The organism is Rhizobium terrae (assembly GCF_003425685.1).
GTDB lineage: Bacteria > Pseudomonadota > Alphaproteobacteria > Rhizobiales > Rhizobiaceae > Neorhizobium > Neorhizobium terrae.
Map to the genome: position 1 here is coordinate 1 of NZ_QJKM01000028.1, position 13,664 is coordinate 13,664.

Consider the following 13,664-nt stretch of genomic DNA (forward strand, 5'->3'; position numbering starts at 1 on the left):
TGACCCAGGAGGTAATGTTCAGTGCCGAAAACTGGCCGGTCTTTGATCGGAACGGTGGCCGGCTTCAAATCGGAATGGTGGCCGGTCTTTGATCGGAATGGCGGCCGGCTTCACGTCGGAATCCGCAAGGAACCATCGGTCGCCGTTGGCGCTTACCGCAAATTCAGTGGGTTCTTGTGCCATAGGCATTCTCCTCGTGTTGGGATTGAAGAATCATTCGCCCGCGATGGTCTGGTGGTTGCCATTCTTCGCTTGGCTCATGTCTGAGACGTTGCCGGAAAGCACTTCGACGTCCACCTGCATGGATGCGAAGGCATCCGACGGACCGACAAAACTTCCTGCCACCGGCACTACCTGGCTGATATCCCGGCTGATCGCGACAGGAATAAGGTTCTCGCCGCCCATTTTTCGGTTGGTGGGGTCGAAGGGAATCCAGCCAGCGCCCGGGACGAAGACCTCTGCCCAGGCATGCGTCGAGCCCCTATCCGGCGAGCCTTCAAGGCCCCCGACGGGATTGAATAGATAGCCGGAAACGATGCGGGCGCCAAAACCCAGGCATCGCGAAGCTTCAGCGAAAAGAACCGCAAGATCCCGGCACGAGCCCCACCCCCGGTCGAGCGTCTCCCCCGGCGACTGCGTGCCTTCGTCATCGCGGCTCTGATAGGAGATCCACAGCGAGATGCCGGCATTCAAGTCCAGGAGAAGCGAAAGTGTATCGGTCGAACTGCCCGCAACAAAACCCCGCGCCCATATTTCAAGCCTGTCGAACGGGTCCGGATATTGTCTGACTGCGAGGGCGCCGAGATCCGTCCACTCGTCTTCGGAATAACGAAACGGATAAGTTGCGCCGGAGGCGGCAATATTGAAGATCGGCCACGCCGGTGCGGTCAAATCTACCTCGGCGAAGCTGTCGATGACCAACATGTCGGCGGGTGTTCGAAAGGCAGCTGCGGCGACGGCATTGCCGAAGACATCCGTCGACCAGCTTACCTCCGAGCTCGGCGCCGTCGATATCTCGTGGATTAGCAGACGTAAATCCCTACCCTCTCGAGGCCGAAGCATCAGGCGATGCGGCGCAAGCTCCACTTCCCGGCGATAGCTGTAGGTCGTGCGATGTCGAACCGTAAGCTTTGTCATATGGGGTCAATCACTACGAGATTTCCCGCTGCAACATGCGACTCACAGCTGACCACCGTGGGTGTCTGGCCCCTGGTCCGCCGCAAGTGCGTTTTTCAGATCGATCTCGCTGACCGGCCACGCCTCTACACGTCCCGCCGACGTGAGCATGATCGTGAGCCTTCGGTGATAGGCCTCCCACATCACGTCGATTGGCTCCTCCTCAGTCTGAAGCTCGAAACTACCGGCAGCATGTGGAGCCTCCATTCCCGGAAGCAGGAAAGGTTTCTGAAACGTGACCGTACGGGTGCTGGTGTGGCTCATTGGCTTTCTCCATTTGTATCGGATTGTCCGGCACCCCGATGCCGATGCGGGACCTCTTTTGCTCGCACGCCTCTCTTACTTTTTACCCGCGCCGGAAGGTGCGGTGATCTTGAGCTTTCCTCCACATGATGCGGAATACCCACGCGCCAAGAATCAACCGCATCATCGCTATGAAAAACAGGACAAAATAGTAGAGGTTCCATTGTCTGCCTCGCGCGTTCGTTTCTCCCTCACATACTGGGCTTATGTATCGGCCGACTTAGCGGGACCATGGACTGCCGCGCTTCGAAAATAGTGTTCGGCGTGCTGATAATAGTTTTCAGCCTCGATCCGATCACCGGCTGACGCTTTCTCTAGAGCGAGTGCGAGGTAATGTTCGTAAAAATCCCTGTCATTGCGGGGGGCCGGGCGTGCAGGCAGCTTCTCGACTACCCTATCGGAATAGCTTGGGTGGAGGCGCTTGTTGTTCATGGAAAGATTTCGAGGCCATCGCGGCCTGCTCCTGTAAGGTTCAAAAGGGGGAGGCGCCGTCACCTCTCGATTTGCTCGCTATTTCCCGCGGATCAGGTCAGTCGGCGGCAGGCTGTGTGGTCCACGCTAGAGAGGCGGGACGCTGCAGCACGGACCTGCAATGGTAGCTATATGCGGGCAGGAAATCACGCCGACCCACGCGTCGAGCGGTGGGGGGTGGCAGCGTTCAGTGAATTTCAGTGAGGAAAGAATCCGGCGGCTCTCTACCATTGCTGTCAAAGAAACGCTCAACACATCTTCCATACGGAGGTAATGTGGCTCTTTCACGGTCGTCGGCCCGCATCTGCAGTTCCACGCTCAATTCAATCGAAATTCACACGAATTACCTCAGTGACGATAGAGAGGCCAGTTTCCGGCAAAAGATCCGAAAAGAAGTTGAAGGGATCATCACTCGGAGCAAGTTGATGTCCAACGATCCGGAAGACGAAGAAGCAAAAAAAGCCGCACGCAATGTTGTAAGCCAAGTGTCGCCGGATTTGAGCGGTTCCATGAATCCAAGGCGCGCTTCTGATCCAGGCCTTGGTCAGCATCCTTCGGTATTGGGACGACTACTAACCATTGTCCCCACCTGCGCTATCTGTATCCATGCCGCAAGGCGAAGGGTCCGCAAGCTGACACAGCGGCACGGACGGAGACGAGGCCGGGGTAACGTCGCAATAGGTCCGGCCTCCCTTCTTTGCTTTCGGGAAAAGCTGGGAACACCCGCATCCGTCGTTGGTTCTAGTCCATGATCCTGACCACAGACCAGCGAAAGACGATATTCGAGGAGGGGCAGGATGCGGCCGCGCTCGGAAGAAACATGCGCGCTTGCCCGTATCTCGGCGACGAGACACCGGAGCGCATCTACATCTGGATGAGCGGATATCGCAACCCGAAGAGATAGCATCCTTCGATGTTCCGTTCAGAATCCGGCTGTCGCGTGCCATTGCCATGCTCGCAATGCCTCAAGACAGGACAAAACACGATCGCTCCAACTTTCAATGCTTCCGTGGAGATAGTGCATACCCCTGTCAGCCGTGAACACGCCTGATGCTAATTACCAGGGCTGCCAGATAGATGCGCTCCGCCTATGTATACCTACAGTAGCAAAATGGCCAATCCCGAAACAACAAGTTGACTGTCATGCTGGCATGGTGTATCTGAAAACTATCGATACTTTGTTTGCCGATATTTTGTTTTGGCTGCGCCTCGCGCCTCTTGACGAATTTTCCCTCTCAAAAGTCGAAACATCCGCCGTGCGTCGCCCGGTGGACAGATCAATGTTGCTATGAAAGGGTTCGTTATGACCACTGGCACAGTTAAATGGTTCAACGCAACCAAGGGCTTCGGCTTCATCCAGCCTGACGACGGCAGCGCCGACGTCTTCGTTCACATCTCTGCCGTCGAACGTGCGGGCATGCGCTCCATCGTCGAGGGCCAGAAGCTCGGTTTCGAGCTGGAACGCGACCACAAGTCGGGCAAGATGTCCGCCGGCCAGTTGCAGGCCGCCTAAAGCTTTGGCTCGTCGTGACCGCGGATGTACCGGCATGACGGCAAAAGTTTGCAAAGGCCAGGCGATTGTCTGGCCTTTTCCGTTAACGGCATGGCCGGCGCGGATATCCGCGCGAACTCCGGCGGGCCTGTATACCGGCCTTTGACGGCCTGTTGACGAGGAAGACACGATTGAGACACCCAGGTGACAACAGCTTTGCGGAACGCCGCAAAACCTCGGCAGATGCCAAACGCGAGCTTTTGGCGAAATTTGCGTCCGCGCCGAAACTGGGCGACCCCGCTATGCAGGAACGGCGTGCCGCACGCGAGACCATCGCAGCAGCGAGGGAGGCTCGCCGTGCCGAACGCGACGCCCTGAAGGCCGCGGAAAACGAGCGCATCCTGATCGAAGCGGCTGCGCTGACGGCGGCTGCGGAAGCGGATGAGAGAGCTGCTGCGGAAGCGCGGCAACTGGAGATCAACGATCGCATTTCCCGCGTCGTGGCCGACGAAGCCGCGCGCAAGGCCGAACGCGACCGCCGCTACGCGGCCCGAAAGGCCCGTCAGGGCTGACGGCCGAAATACGTGCCTGGGAGCGGCAGGACAACCCGCTTCGGTGGCGCTCACGTCGAGGGCCTAAAACGAGTGGAACTCGATGACCGCCCACGCCTATTCGACTATCGAACCTACCGGAGACGATGCCGGGGCCTGGCTGAAGATCCTCTCGAAATATCGGCAGCCGCATTCCGGGCGGAGCGTTTTTGAGCTTCTCGTGACGATTTTGCCTTTCGCAGCCTTCTGGGCCGGAGCCTATATCTCCGTTATCCAGGGTTTTTGGCTGGGGCTGATCCTCGTCTTGCCGGCCGCCGCCTTTCTGCTGCGCCTCTTCATGATCCAGCATGACTGCGGGCATGGCTCGTTCTTCGGCCGCCGGCGTTTCGACAACTGGACCGGGCGTATCATCGGCGTGCTGACCCTGACGCCCTATGATTACTGGCGGCGGGCGCATGCCGGTCACCATGCCACTGCAGGAAACCTCGACGAGCGGGGCGTCGGCGACATCACCACACTGACCATCGCCGAATATTATTCCCTTTCCTGGGCGAGACGGCTTGCCTATCGGCTCTACCGGCACCCGCTCGTGATGTTCGGCATCGGACCCGCATGGCTTTTTCTCCTCAAGCAGCGCCTGCCTTTTGGCATGATGGGCTTCGGGGCCATGCCATGGATATCCACCATGGCTACGAACCTGGCGATCACAATTTTGACCGCCCTGATGATCTGGACCGTCGGCCTCGTTCCATTCCTTTTGATTCATCTGCCGGTCGTGCTCATCGCGGGGGCGGCCGGGGTATGGTTGTTCTACGTTCAGCACCAGTTCGAGGGGACGCATTGGTCGAAGACCGGGGAATGGCAGTTTCCCGAGGCCGCACTTCATGGCGCCTCCCATTACGACCTGCCGCCGGTGCTCCGGTGGATCACCGGCAACATCGGCGTTCACCACGTCCATCACCTGTCGAGCAGGATTCCCTATTACAGGCTACCGGAGGTACTGCGTGACCATCCCGAGCTCGGGGATATCGGCCGCATAACTCTTTGGCAGAGCCTGCAATGCGTCAGGCTCGTGCTCTGGGACGAACGGAGCAACAAGCTGGTCTCGTTCCGGGGTGCCGCCAAGGCGGCCGTGCTGTCAGGTTGCGACATCAATCTCCGGATACAACCTTAATTAATTGCCCATACACCTTGTTCTCACCACAGTTGAAGCCTATAGGTATCCCATCGACTTTGCTTGTTGAGCTATGTTTTCGCACCACGGGTGCCCGAGCTGTTCCCTCTCAAACTCGATGATGACCGCATCCGGCAATCGGCCGGTTGCGAACGCTTACGATTGAAAGGAAATCGGCATGAACAGTGGTATCGTCAAATTCTTCAACACGGCAAAAGGCTTCGGCTTCATTCAGCCGTCCGACGGCTCCAAGGACGTATTCGTTCACATCTCCGCCGTCGAGCGCGCGGGCATGACCTACCTTAGCGAAGGTCAGAAGGTCACATACGACCTCGTGGCGGACAAGCGTTCGGGCAAAAGCGCGGCCGAAAACCTTCAGGCTGCCTAATCCATCAGGCTTCCGGTCCTTGACCACGGATGTACTGGCACAGATCGTAGAAGCTTCGGAGAAGGTCGGGTTCTCACCCGGCCTTTTATTTTTCTCTCACGAAAGCGATTTTCATGAAAAAGACCGACGCACAGCAGCAGTTGAAGAGGGCGGAACGCCAGATCGCCAATACCAGCGGTGGCGGGCATCTCGGCGGCACGAATTTCGGCCAGGGCTACGATGCCAAGACATCATCGGCGAAAGGCAAGCTGGACAAGAGCCGCAGAAATGGCGGCAAGAGCTGACCGGCTCTGCCTTCCGGTCGGAACATGGACCCGCCAGAAATGGCGGGTTTTCTTTGTCGGTGGACCGCTTGATCCGTTGAAACCTATTTCCCGAGTACCATCGCGACGATAATCCGTGGAAATCTAACATTGGCTCAATATTCGCCAGAGAAACGGCCAGGTGGGTCTTTGTTAAGACTTAATTACCCTTCATCATCCACTATCGGCAGCAACTGATACGGGCGTTGCCGTAAGGGCGGCCAAAGTGCCCTAGCCCCAATCGAGGAGGACGACATGTCTTCCATGCCCCGGCATTTTCTGTACAATTTCTACGATATCGTCGCCCCCAAGATAATGGCAGGCCTGAGCTTTGCCCTCGTCATGTCCATGTTGGCGGAGGGATGGCTATGGTGAGAGCCCATGATGCCAGTCGCCCTTCCAACGACAGCCATATTTTACGTGGCGTCCTGAAGCGTGCCCGTTATGCCACGACTGACCTGAAAGCTGTCGCAGGCGCAAATCACCTGCGAGAAATCACTCTTATCGATCGCATTCGATCCGCCACGATCTCACCGGAGGATTCTCCTTCGCTGTCTCGTAAGCGTGCTGAGCCTGCCGCGCTCGCATCTTCAGAGAACGAGGGTGGTTCAATTCAGCCGGCCGAGGGTCAGAACATGCTGTCGACCGTACGATGGATGCCGCCGGTCAAGATCGGGAATGCTTCGATCATCGGTCCTTTGGAGGCGCATCGCTTCATGATGAATCACTGGCCGCATGTGAAAGGGGCGAAATTTGCGCTGGCACATATGGCGATATTGGCGGCCCTGGACGGGCGCCAGACGCCCCAGGAAGCCCGCGCCTCTTTCGATAGAGCGGTCAAGGAGGCGTGCCTGAATTAGGGACGCCCCTAACGACGCGGCATTCAAAGATGAGCAGTTCCACAATCCGTCCCAGAGCCGACGGCGCCATACTGGCGATAACTATGGAGTGACCGTGGATTCGGACATCATACGGATTGAATTCAGGATACGCTGGAAAGTGCCGGTTTATGTCGCCGTTGGAGATGAGCCGACCCGAAAGATAAGCGGCCCTCAAGATGCTCTTCAATATCTGAGCGATAATCGGGCTATCCAGACAGGATTTCCTTACTGGAGAGCACGTCATCGTTGCTACGATGCGTTGAAAGGCTTGATCACGTCTGAGGAAATGCGCGATGACTTCATCGCCGCATGCGCGCAGGCGGACTTTCGCCTGAGATAGCCGTAAACCAATACTTACGGACCGGAGACCTCCCATCCCGATCGAGCTATTCCTGCTCCTGCCGATCGCTGGCAAGTGCCTCCTCGAGCGCGGCTTCGGAGGTCACAGGCTAGCTCAGATCCGCAGCCGTAAGCGTATAGGTCGTTCCGCGCTTGGGGTGATAAAGTCTCGTCGCGGCTTCCTGAATATCGGGGCGAGCCGCATCGAAGGCCCTGAGATAATCCGTCTCCGACATGCCGGCCGGCGTCTTTGCAAGCGCCGCCACCTCCACGAAGAATCGAACCTCAAACATGCCGTCATAGCCGAGAAACCGCACCACCTGGCGCACGTCGTCGAAGCTGCGGCTCCTGTTCGGAAATAGAAGGGTCATGACGCTCCTCCGCTTTAAAAACTCGGAACGCCGGACCGGCGCTCTCGATAGGTTACTTGTTTTTCAGAAGCCACATCTTGCCGGCCATGGTGATACCGTGGGCGGCCTCTTGCGTCCCCCCGTCGGAATCGAGACTGCGCAGCAGCTCGAACCCCAGCAACGTGTCCAACGTCGCCGACGTCAGAAACCTGACCTTTTGCGGCCGTTCCCGAAACCGGTCGTTCTTTGCGTAGGTGACGGAGGCATCGCGATGTGTCCATTTATTTGCCTCCCGCGGAAACAGGTCGCCTTCCTTGGCGAGCTTCAGGCCCCTGATCTGGGCGGGTGTAAGCGTGATCGTATTCAATGTTCAGTCCTTGCATGGGTAGAAGATATGGAAAATTGTCGCCTATGGTCCTACCGCTGCGCTCGAAGGATCATGCAAACATAGCGGCCAGGCAGATCGCGTCGGCACCGCCGCCTCACGACTTCCGGCGCATCAGCGGATATGCCTCGGCTTCGTAGAGTTTGCGCATCTGCACGCCATCGAAACGCGCTTCCTCGACTTCGAGAACGGACCCTCGAAGGAGAGCGACCGGCATGTCCTCGATCGCGAAGCGAAGAGCTTCGGCGGCGGAATCGAACCTTTTGTAGCGGAGGCGGCTTTTCCTCTTGATCGTCTTGCATGGGTAAAGCCCCGCGCCGGCACTGTAGTCGAAAAACGCCATAAACCTGTTCCTTGTGATTGGAGGGATTGTCGAGGACAGTCGATCTTCACCGTCCCATCCTGCGTATCAGCGGAAGAACGAAGCCGGGGCGACCGTGCCCGCCACCCGTCTTTCGAGACGCTGCTGCATCTCGGCAAGTTTCATCTCCCGCTTCCGGAGAGCTTGCCTGCTGCGAAAATCTCGCAGCTTCGCGGCATCGGATCCGTTTTCGGGGCCTGAACGTTTGAACAGGCCTTCGGCGGCATGGCGGGTGATGTTGATCATGATGGCATCCTCAGTGTGGCTGCCGGACGAAAACATCCGGCACGAACCGCTCCAGCCAGTACGGCGGAGTTCGCAACGTTCGCAAAATCAGGGTTTGCCAAGCAACCGGCGCAGCCGGGAGGATCAGGTAGCCGAAAGGCTGAAAACGTGCAGTTTATATAACGTTGTAATGCGCCTCTTTCAAGGCGCTGCATGAATAGTCAAAGCCTTGCTTGCCAAAGGCAGAAATGAAGTCCAGGGTATTATGTCGGCTGCAACTGGTCAGGGCGCTGCCGCCTGAGGGACATATGCGCGCCCTAGCCCCGACAAGAGGAGGACGCGATGTCGTCCCGATCCTCACATGCCAGCTTCCTGCTTTATTTCCAGAAAATGCTCCTGAAGGCGAACTGCGAAAGCAAGCAAAATCCAGGAAATCGGAAGGGCCAGAAAGCCTTTCCCATGGTTCGCAAGAGACGGCGGCTTCATGGCCCATCACTTGTCGGTCCCGAGATATCACCGGCGCCCACTATCCCCGTGAAAGCTCCCGAGAAAAAGCCAAGGCTCTGGTAGTTTCGCAACCGTATCGTTCTTTCGCTCTTTCCTGCCTATCAGCGTTGTGTCTCGGCCTTCGGACCTCGAGATCACAGCCGCAGGCCTATTGGAGGCAAACTCATGCGTCAATCATCTTACAGGGCGCTGGCCCTGACGATAACCGTTCTCCTGCATTTTGCATCGGGGGCGTTCGGCCAGACCGCAAGGCCGGTGCCCGAAAATGCCCAGGCAAGCCGTTACGGCTCCGGCTGGGAATGCAATCGTGGCTTTCGAAGGCAGGATGACGCCTGCTTCGAGGTGAAACTTCCGGACAACGCGTTTCTGACGCACTCTTCCTATGGCAAGGGCTGGGATTGCCATTACGGCTTTCTTGAAAAGGGCGATCAATGCCTCACCGTCCAAATTCCGGCCAACGCATATCTCGACCCGTATTCCGGCGACCGCTGGAGATGCCCGCGTGGATACCGCCAAAGCAATGTGGGCTGCGACCTTATTAAAGTCCCGGAGAACGCGTTCCTGTCGGATAACACCCAAGGATCCGGTTGGGAATGCGAAAGAGGTTATCGCGCAACGCAACAGGCATGCCTCAAGCTCGAAGTCCCTGCCCATGCCTATCTGACAACCAGCGGAGACGAGTGGAGGTGCGATAGAGGCTTTGAGAAGAAGGATCAGGCGTGTATCGCCGTGCAGGTTCCGGAGAACGCTATCTTCGTCGACGCGCCCTACGGGCAGAAATGGAAATGCGACCGAGGCTTCGAAATGAAGACCGATGAATGCCTACAGATCAAGCTTCCCGAAAACGCGCATCTCAACTCGACGGGCAACGGCTGGGACTGTAATCGTCCGTACCAGCTCCGCGGTGATGTCTGCATGATGGATTGAAAACAGCGGAGGCGCTGTACCGGCGCCTCCTCGGCAAATTCATTTCTGTTTCTTCCTCAGGCCAACGCCGTTACCGGCAAGCTTGACCTGTGCCCCCAGGGCTGTAGTCACCGGGATCGCACTCTTGTCCTTCTTCGGTTTTCGAGCTTCCCGATTGCTGCGCATTTGGCCCTTGGCCATTCCTGCCTCTCCCGTGCGATGGTTTGTAGGGTTTGCTTTCCGGTAACAAGATGCATCAATTTTGCAGAGGCGGTGCTGTGTCCCTGCGCTCGCCCAATCCAGAACGCCCGGCTAGACAGGACAGCGTGATACCCGCTCCGGTGACACCAGCTTGAAAGCGGCTGATGGCAGCGTCCGCCCGCCGCGTGCGTTCATCGGCTTTTCCAAGTTCGATATTCTCCCGGTATCCCGATCCGCTAATCCGGACCAGATTACGAGCAGTGCTTTTTGGGTGGAGGATGGAAGACATGACGTCCTCCTTTCATTGGGGCCAGGGTATGGAAGCCCTGAAGCAGCAGCGCCCTCAAAATGGCTGCTGAAGTTTGCAGCATGCGCTCATGTCCGGGCAAAAGCAACGGATAAGCGCGGGCCTGGAACTCCAAGCGCAGGCTCCAGCGTCAAAAGGCGTCCCGCCAGTAATCGAATAAAAATTCGCAATTTCTAAAGCCGACGCCATATCGTCATGACAGAGAGGATATGCCAATGAGCAAGCTTCACGAATTTGCTGCGAGCTCCAATGGGGACAGGTGGTTCCTCGGCCGAGATAACGAGACCCATGAGGCGTTCGTTCTTCACCGGGGAAATGAGCCGTCCGGAGGTCATGAAACACGGACGGCCGCGCGGGCGCTTCTGAACATGAAGCCGTTCGGCCCGGAACGTGACGCCCTTATCGCAGTATTGGGCGCTGGTGATCGGGACGCAGAGACCCAGGATAGCTACACTTCATCGTCCCTCTGACGAAGGTAACGCCACGCGATCGGCCCGCCTTCCTAGGGACACAGTTCAAACCTACCAATCAAAGTATCGAGATTGCTTGTCGAGCTTCGTTTTTGCGCACATCGCGCACGAGCTGATCTTTCCTTTCAAAATCGATCCTTTCGAAGCCGGCATGCCGCCGGCGGCTGGCAGACAATATTGAAAGGACAATCGTCATGAACAATGGCATCGTAAAATTCTTCAATACCGCGAGAGGCTTCGGCTTCATTCAGCCCTCTGACGGCTCCAGAGATGTGTTCGTTCACATTTCCGCTGTCGAGCGATCTGGCATGACCAATCTCGTCGAAGGCCAGAAAGTCAGCTACGACCTTGTCGAGGACAAGCGTTCCGGCAAGGTAACCGCGGAAAACCTGCAGATGGCCTAAACCGGGGCCACTTCCGTCTTTGGCCGCGGCTGTGCTGGCAAGGATTGCCGCCCAAAACCCTGGCGATGGGTAACTTTACTCGAGGCACGACTGTGGCGACATATCTGGTCCAGACATATCTCGATGATACCGATCGCCCCGGCATCCCTGCTGGGACCATTCTCGAAGTAGAGGCAGACGATCCGTTTCATGCAGCGTCAAAGCTTCTCGGGCATTCCGTCGAGCCCAGTTCTCCGACTGGCCGGATAGCTGCCATGGTGAGCGAAGTCGTGCCTGCTGGTTTGGAACCACGATCTTTCGATTTCATTGACTGATCTACACCCGTGTACCGATTGCGGGCTCCCCGCACCTACATCCTCGGCCAGTTGGCTGAGCTAGTGTCCCCTCCTCGCGCACGACATATTTCCTCATTCAAAAGGAGAAAAGAATGGCAGATCGAGTGGTTGCTCCTCTCTCAGGAGAGTTCACCGTTCTGAACCTGGGTGCCGTAGTGGCAATGCTCGAGCCTGCATTGCAGACGGTTATCGAAAAGCTCGGTGCTGCCCAGGCGGACGAAAGCCCTTCCTGGTTCGATGAGCTTGAGAACGAACTTCTCCTGGGAGCAAAAAATACCATTTCCGAAGGTATCTCGATCGAAGCCGAAGCCGAAGGCCTCAAGCTTGGAGTTGATATGCTCCAGGCTACTCTGGACCGGTGCCGCGAGAATCTCGACCTTCATCGGAATGGCTAATCCATGGGTCACAGTTCGTCCGCAGGTGCAGGCCCTGCCAAGTGCGGATGCCCAATCAACTTCCCGGTGATAGGGCCGCGAAATTATCGTGACGCAACCGAAAAGGATGAGTTGTGGGTTCCGTGATCAAGGTCAGCTTCTCGATGGAGTGGCAGCTTCCTGTCTTCGTAGAGCGTGACGGACTGGAGGACAAAGCCATCTACGGTCCCGCCGAGGCTCTTAAATTCCTTCAAGAAAAATTCGAGCACCGGTCGGGTGGGCTTTACCGATTGGCTGTCGAATCCTGCCGTGCGGCTCTCACGCATAAGCAGGATCCGGATAAATCCCGAGCTTACTTTTTCGCCGCCTGTGGCGAACTTCGCATGAAGTCGAAGTGAACCGCGTCGCCGATGGCATCTGCGCCATCGGCTTTCCAATCAGGAATGCGGCATTTGGCGGTAAGCCGGCCTGCCGACGAAAAGCAGACCCCTCGGCATCTCATGACTATCGAAAACCTCGCCCCGATGAACGAGGGGGCCAATCAGTCATGCTCGCTGCGGCGAGCCGCATCTTTTGCATTAACAATGGTGCAGTACATTTCAGCCTGTTTTTCGGACAGGTCCACAAGAAACCATGTCGATGGTTTGGCGGGCAGGCCCGTGAAGACGTCATAGACGGTCCAGCTACGATCTATTTCCTCGCGAACGGCGTACCGCGCTGTCATATCCGCCATGCGATCCTCCTGAAGGATGGCAACGGCCGAAGCGGTCTTTGCGTTCATCGATCTTCGGAAATCTACCATGCAGGACATCGCGAGTCCTTTGCGTTCTTCACAACGGTTGCATGTTATACCCCCCTGATTTGATCAGCGACTCCACCCCCCAAGGGAATTACCGCCGTCGCTTCAGACTTTTGACCACGGATGTACTGGCACTGGTGGGTTAGCGATGATGAGGAAGGTCGGTGCGGTTTCGCCCCGGCCTTTTTTGTTGCCGTGTGGAATTATCACCGTCTTGAAGATGCAACATCGTCCTCCTAGATCATGGCCGTCAAATCGGATCGCGTAGGAGGCCGCAATGGCGAGTAATCTGTTTGACCGCCCTCTTTTCGTGAAAAGAAAGTGCTTTATTCAAGAAATTGAATGCCTGGATGACATCTTCGATTTCCTGGAGGACTGGCCGGAGGAAAAGCGGGATATCACCTGTGAGGCAATCCTGGAGGCATGCCGGGATGCCGTGGCCGGTCGGTTCCCACCGGATGCCGTCCGCGACAATTTCGAACGGTTCCTCAAAAAGAACGGCATGCTCGCGGAGATCGAGGACATCCGTTCCTCTGGCAACGCATCAGCGACCGCAACATCGGCGGAGTGCAGCGCTGGTGGCGATCCTGACATAATCGTGTCCGGACATCACTAGCCATCGGGTACCGAATTCGGATGCTTGAAAACCGCCTCCCTTCGGCGAAAGCCGTCGACAAAGCCGAGCTACAGATGCTTCAGCAGGTTTTTGACCAAATCTGCCAAAGCCGAGATATCGGCAAGAACACTGTGCGCGCGGAGTGGTTGGCCGCTGAGTTGATCAGCCTGTTTCAGCACGGCGTTCGCCATCCACGTCAATTGCTGGCGCTGCTCTCTGGCGAAGATTTTTCCTGACATTTGCCGGTAGGCGACATTTCTTATCCGCGGGCGTGGCATCGGGAAGAGATGCGGTATGTGCCGCGACCTCGCTGCTTGGGCAACCCGCGCGTCTCAAGCTTCTCATCT

Annotated in this window: 24 protein-coding genes; 14 read left to right on the forward strand and 10 right to left on the reverse strand. The window is 57.1% G+C overall.

All coding sequences use genetic code 11. The features are described 5' to 3' along the window. Window positions 1-213 precede the first annotated feature (213 nt). The 3 genes from DMO26_RS30925 to DMO26_RS30935 all read right to left on the reverse strand — a co-directional run bounded on the left by DMO26_RS30925 (window position 214) and on the right by DMO26_RS30935 (window position 1,911). Window positions 214-1,137: a transglutaminase family protein gene (locus DMO26_RS30925; protein WP_117196157.1), complete on the reverse strand. Its 924-nt coding sequence runs from the start codon at window positions 1,135-1,137 to the stop codon at window positions 214-216. A 42-nt stretch (window positions 1,138-1,179) separates the two neighbouring features. Beyond that, window positions 1,180-1,440 (reverse strand): hypothetical protein, encoded by a 261-nt coding sequence (locus DMO26_RS30930; protein ID WP_112759257.1) that lies wholly within the window; start codon window positions 1,438-1,440, stop codon window positions 1,180-1,182. 243 nt (window positions 1,441-1,683) lie between these two features. Beyond that, entirely contained in the window at window positions 1,684-1,911 is a 228-nt protein-coding gene (locus DMO26_RS30935; protein ID WP_117196158.1) for a DUF4167 domain-containing protein, read from the reverse strand. Window positions 1,912-2,698: 787 nt separating this feature from the next. Between DMO26_RS30935 and DMO26_RS33960 the strand changes: the two genes are divergently transcribed. From DMO26_RS33960 to DMO26_RS30965, 8 genes are all read left to right on the forward strand, one after another. Then, the gene (locus tag DMO26_RS33960; protein WP_162703028.1) at window positions 2,699-2,854 is read left to right on the forward strand and encodes an Rmf/CrpP family protein; all 156 of its coding nucleotides are present in this window, start codon (window positions 2,699-2,701) and stop codon (window positions 2,852-2,854) included. A gap of 399 nt (window positions 2,855-3,253) precedes the next feature. Continuing rightward, window positions 3,254-3,463 carry a cold-shock protein gene (locus DMO26_RS30940; protein WP_112759266.1) on the forward strand — a complete coding sequence of 70 codons (210 nt, stop codon included), beginning with the start codon at window positions 3,254-3,256 and terminating at the stop codon, window positions 3,461-3,463. 170 nt (window positions 3,464-3,633) lie between these two features. Continuing rightward, window positions 3,634-4,014 carry a DUF6481 family protein gene (locus tag DMO26_RS30945; protein WP_117196159.1) on the forward strand — a complete coding sequence of 127 codons (381 nt, stop codon included), beginning with the start codon at window positions 3,634-3,636 and terminating at the stop codon, window positions 4,012-4,014. Window positions 4,015-4,096: 82 nt separating this feature from the next. Continuing rightward, window positions 4,097-5,167: a fatty acid desaturase gene (locus tag DMO26_RS30950; RefSeq protein WP_117196160.1), complete on the forward strand. Its 1,071-nt coding sequence runs from the start codon at window positions 4,097-4,099 to the stop codon at window positions 5,165-5,167. A gap of 178 nt (window positions 5,168-5,345) precedes the next feature. Beyond that, window positions 5,346-5,555, forward strand: coding sequence for a cold-shock protein (locus DMO26_RS30955; RefSeq protein ID WP_112759261.1), 210 nt, complete (start codon window positions 5,346-5,348; stop codon window positions 5,553-5,555). Window positions 5,556-5,668: 113 nt separating this feature from the next. Next, window positions 5,669-5,839: a hypothetical protein gene (locus DMO26_RS33965; RefSeq protein ID WP_162895133.1), complete on the forward strand. Its 171-nt coding sequence runs from the start codon at window positions 5,669-5,671 to the stop codon at window positions 5,837-5,839. A 386-nt stretch (window positions 5,840-6,225) separates the two neighbouring features. After that, on the forward strand, window positions 6,226-6,717 hold the full coding sequence (locus DMO26_RS30960) for a DUF982 domain-containing protein (RefSeq protein ID WP_205421288.1): 492 nt from the start codon (window positions 6,226-6,228) through the stop codon (window positions 6,715-6,717). A gap of 94 nt (window positions 6,718-6,811) precedes the next feature. Continuing rightward, window positions 6,812-7,078, forward strand: a complete 267-nt coding sequence (locus DMO26_RS30965) for a DUF982 domain-containing protein (protein ID WP_162703070.1) — start codon at window positions 6,812-6,814, stop codon at window positions 7,076-7,078. Between the two features lie 109 nt (window positions 7,079-7,187). Here DMO26_RS30965 and DMO26_RS30970 read toward each other — a convergent pair whose 3' ends face one another. The 4 genes from DMO26_RS30970 to DMO26_RS30985 form a co-directional block, all read right to left on the reverse strand. Next, complete coding sequence (locus DMO26_RS30970) at window positions 7,188-7,448, reverse strand: DUF1488 family protein (protein ID WP_117196161.1); 261 nt, start codon at window positions 7,446-7,448, stop codon at window positions 7,188-7,190. Between the two features lie 52 nt (window positions 7,449-7,500). Then, on the reverse strand, window positions 7,501-7,794 hold the full coding sequence (locus tag DMO26_RS30975; RefSeq protein ID WP_112759652.1) for a hypothetical protein: 294 nt from the start codon (window positions 7,792-7,794) through the stop codon (window positions 7,501-7,503). Window positions 7,795-7,909: 115 nt separating this feature from the next. Further along, window positions 7,910-8,155, reverse strand: coding sequence for a hypothetical protein (locus DMO26_RS30980; protein WP_117196162.1), 246 nt, complete (start codon window positions 8,153-8,155; stop codon window positions 7,910-7,912). A gap of 66 nt (window positions 8,156-8,221) precedes the next feature. Further along, a complete protein-coding gene (locus DMO26_RS30985) occupies window positions 8,222-8,419 on the reverse strand; it encodes a hypothetical protein (RefSeq protein ID WP_112759655.1) in 198 nt (65 codons plus the stop codon). A 651-nt stretch (window positions 8,420-9,070) separates the two neighbouring features. On the opposite strand from DMO26_RS30985, the gene DMO26_RS30990 reads away from it, so the two are divergent. After that, on the forward strand, window positions 9,071-9,832 hold the full coding sequence (locus DMO26_RS30990; RefSeq protein ID WP_117196163.1) for a hypothetical protein: 762 nt from the start codon (window positions 9,071-9,073) through the stop codon (window positions 9,830-9,832). Between the two features lie 39 nt (window positions 9,833-9,871). Here DMO26_RS30990 and DMO26_RS33970 read toward each other — a convergent pair whose 3' ends face one another. Next, a complete protein-coding gene (locus tag DMO26_RS33970) occupies window positions 9,872-10,012 on the reverse strand; it encodes a hypothetical protein (RefSeq protein WP_162895134.1) in 141 nt (46 codons plus the stop codon). A 55-nt stretch (window positions 10,013-10,067) separates the two neighbouring features. Further along, window positions 10,068-10,301 (reverse strand): hypothetical protein, encoded by a 234-nt coding sequence (locus DMO26_RS33975; protein WP_162895135.1) that lies wholly within the window; start codon window positions 10,299-10,301, stop codon window positions 10,068-10,070. Between the two features lie 682 nt (window positions 10,302-10,983). Here DMO26_RS33975 and DMO26_RS31000 point away from each other — a divergent pair. From DMO26_RS31000 to DMO26_RS31010, 3 genes are all read left to right on the forward strand, one after another. Beyond that, window positions 10,984-11,193 carry a cold-shock protein gene (locus DMO26_RS31000; RefSeq protein WP_117196165.1) on the forward strand — a complete coding sequence of 70 codons (210 nt, stop codon included), beginning with the start codon at window positions 10,984-10,986 and terminating at the stop codon, window positions 11,191-11,193. A gap of 427 nt (window positions 11,194-11,620) precedes the next feature. Beyond that, window positions 11,621-11,923 (forward strand): hypothetical protein, encoded by a 303-nt coding sequence (locus tag DMO26_RS31005; RefSeq protein WP_162895136.1) that lies wholly within the window; start codon window positions 11,621-11,623, stop codon window positions 11,921-11,923. Between the two features lie 113 nt (window positions 11,924-12,036). Continuing rightward, a complete protein-coding gene (locus DMO26_RS31010; protein WP_113451344.1) occupies window positions 12,037-12,300 on the forward strand; it encodes a DUF982 domain-containing protein in 264 nt (87 codons plus the stop codon). Window positions 12,301-12,443: 143 nt separating this feature from the next. On the opposite strand, the gene DMO26_RS31015 is transcribed toward DMO26_RS31010, so the two are convergent. Continuing rightward, entirely contained in the window at window positions 12,444-12,635 is a 192-nt protein-coding gene (locus tag DMO26_RS31015; protein ID WP_162703068.1) for a hypothetical protein, read from the reverse strand. A gap of 343 nt (window positions 12,636-12,978) precedes the next feature. Between DMO26_RS31015 and DMO26_RS31020 the strand changes: the two genes are divergently transcribed. Continuing rightward, window positions 12,979-13,317 (forward strand): DUF982 domain-containing protein, encoded by a 339-nt coding sequence (locus tag DMO26_RS31020; protein WP_117196167.1) that lies wholly within the window; start codon window positions 12,979-12,981, stop codon window positions 13,315-13,317. 20 nt (window positions 13,318-13,337) lie between these two features. Then, window positions 13,338-13,553, forward strand: a complete 216-nt coding sequence (locus DMO26_RS31025; protein ID WP_117196168.1) for a hypothetical protein — start codon at window positions 13,338-13,340, stop codon at window positions 13,551-13,553. Window positions 13,554-13,664: the final 111 nt, after the last annotated feature.

Coding starts and splice junctions, on each gene's coding strand:
- DMO26_RS30925 (WP_117196157.1), bottom strand. CDS start 1,137: ATGACAAAGCTTACGGTTCGACATCGCACGACCTACAGCTATCGCCGG.
- DMO26_RS30930 (WP_112759257.1), bottom strand. CDS start 1,440: ATGAGCCACACCAGCACCCGTACGGTCACGTTTCAGAAACCTTTCCTG.
- DMO26_RS30935 (WP_117196158.1), bottom strand. CDS start 1,911: ATGAACAACAAGCGCCTCCACCCAAGCTATTCCGATAGGGTAGTCGAG.
- DMO26_RS33960 (WP_162703028.1), top strand. CDS start 2,699: ATGATCCTGACCACAGACCAGCGAAAGACGATATTCGAGGAGGGGCAG.
- DMO26_RS30940 (WP_112759266.1), top strand. CDS start 3,254: ATGACCACTGGCACAGTTAAATGGTTCAACGCAACCAAGGGCTTCGGC.
- DMO26_RS30950 (WP_117196160.1), top strand. CDS start 4,097: ATGACCGCCCACGCCTATTCGACTATCGAACCTACCGGAGACGATGCC.
- DMO26_RS30955 (WP_112759261.1), top strand. CDS start 5,346: ATGAACAGTGGTATCGTCAAATTCTTCAACACGGCAAAAGGCTTCGGC.
- DMO26_RS33965 (WP_162895133.1), top strand. CDS start 5,669: ATGAAAAAGACCGACGCACAGCAGCAGTTGAAGAGGGCGGAACGCCAG.
- DMO26_RS30960 (WP_205421288.1), top strand. CDS start 6,226: ATGGTGAGAGCCCATGATGCCAGTCGCCCTTCCAACGACAGCCATATT.
- DMO26_RS30970 (WP_117196161.1), bottom strand. CDS start 7,448: ATGACCCTTCTATTTCCGAACAGGAGCCGCAGCTTCGACGACGTGCGC.
- DMO26_RS30980 (WP_117196162.1), bottom strand. CDS start 8,155: ATGGCGTTTTTCGACTACAGTGCCGGCGCGGGGCTTTACCCATGCAAG.
- DMO26_RS30985 (WP_112759655.1), bottom strand. CDS start 8,419: ATGATCAACATCACCCGCCATGCCGCCGAAGGCCTGTTCAAACGTTCA.
- DMO26_RS30990 (WP_117196163.1), top strand. CDS start 9,071: ATGCGTCAATCATCTTACAGGGCGCTGGCCCTGACGATAACCGTTCTC.
- DMO26_RS33970 (WP_162895134.1), bottom strand. CDS start 10,012: ATGGCCAAGGGCCAAATGCGCAGCAATCGGGAAGCTCGAAAACCGAAG.
- DMO26_RS33975 (WP_162895135.1), bottom strand. CDS start 10,301: ATGTCTTCCATCCTCCACCCAAAAAGCACTGCTCGTAATCTGGTCCGG.
- DMO26_RS31000 (WP_117196165.1), top strand. CDS start 10,984: ATGAACAATGGCATCGTAAAATTCTTCAATACCGCGAGAGGCTTCGGC.
- DMO26_RS31005 (WP_162895136.1), top strand. CDS start 11,621: ATGGCAGATCGAGTGGTTGCTCCTCTCTCAGGAGAGTTCACCGTTCTG.
- DMO26_RS31015 (WP_162703068.1), bottom strand. CDS start 12,635: ATGGCGGATATGACAGCGCGGTACGCCGTTCGCGAGGAAATAGATCGT.
- DMO26_RS31020 (WP_117196167.1), top strand. CDS start 12,979: ATGGCGAGTAATCTGTTTGACCGCCCTCTTTTCGTGAAAAGAAAGTGC.
- DMO26_RS31025 (WP_117196168.1), top strand. CDS start 13,338: ATGCTTGAAAACCGCCTCCCTTCGGCGAAAGCCGTCGACAAAGCCGAG.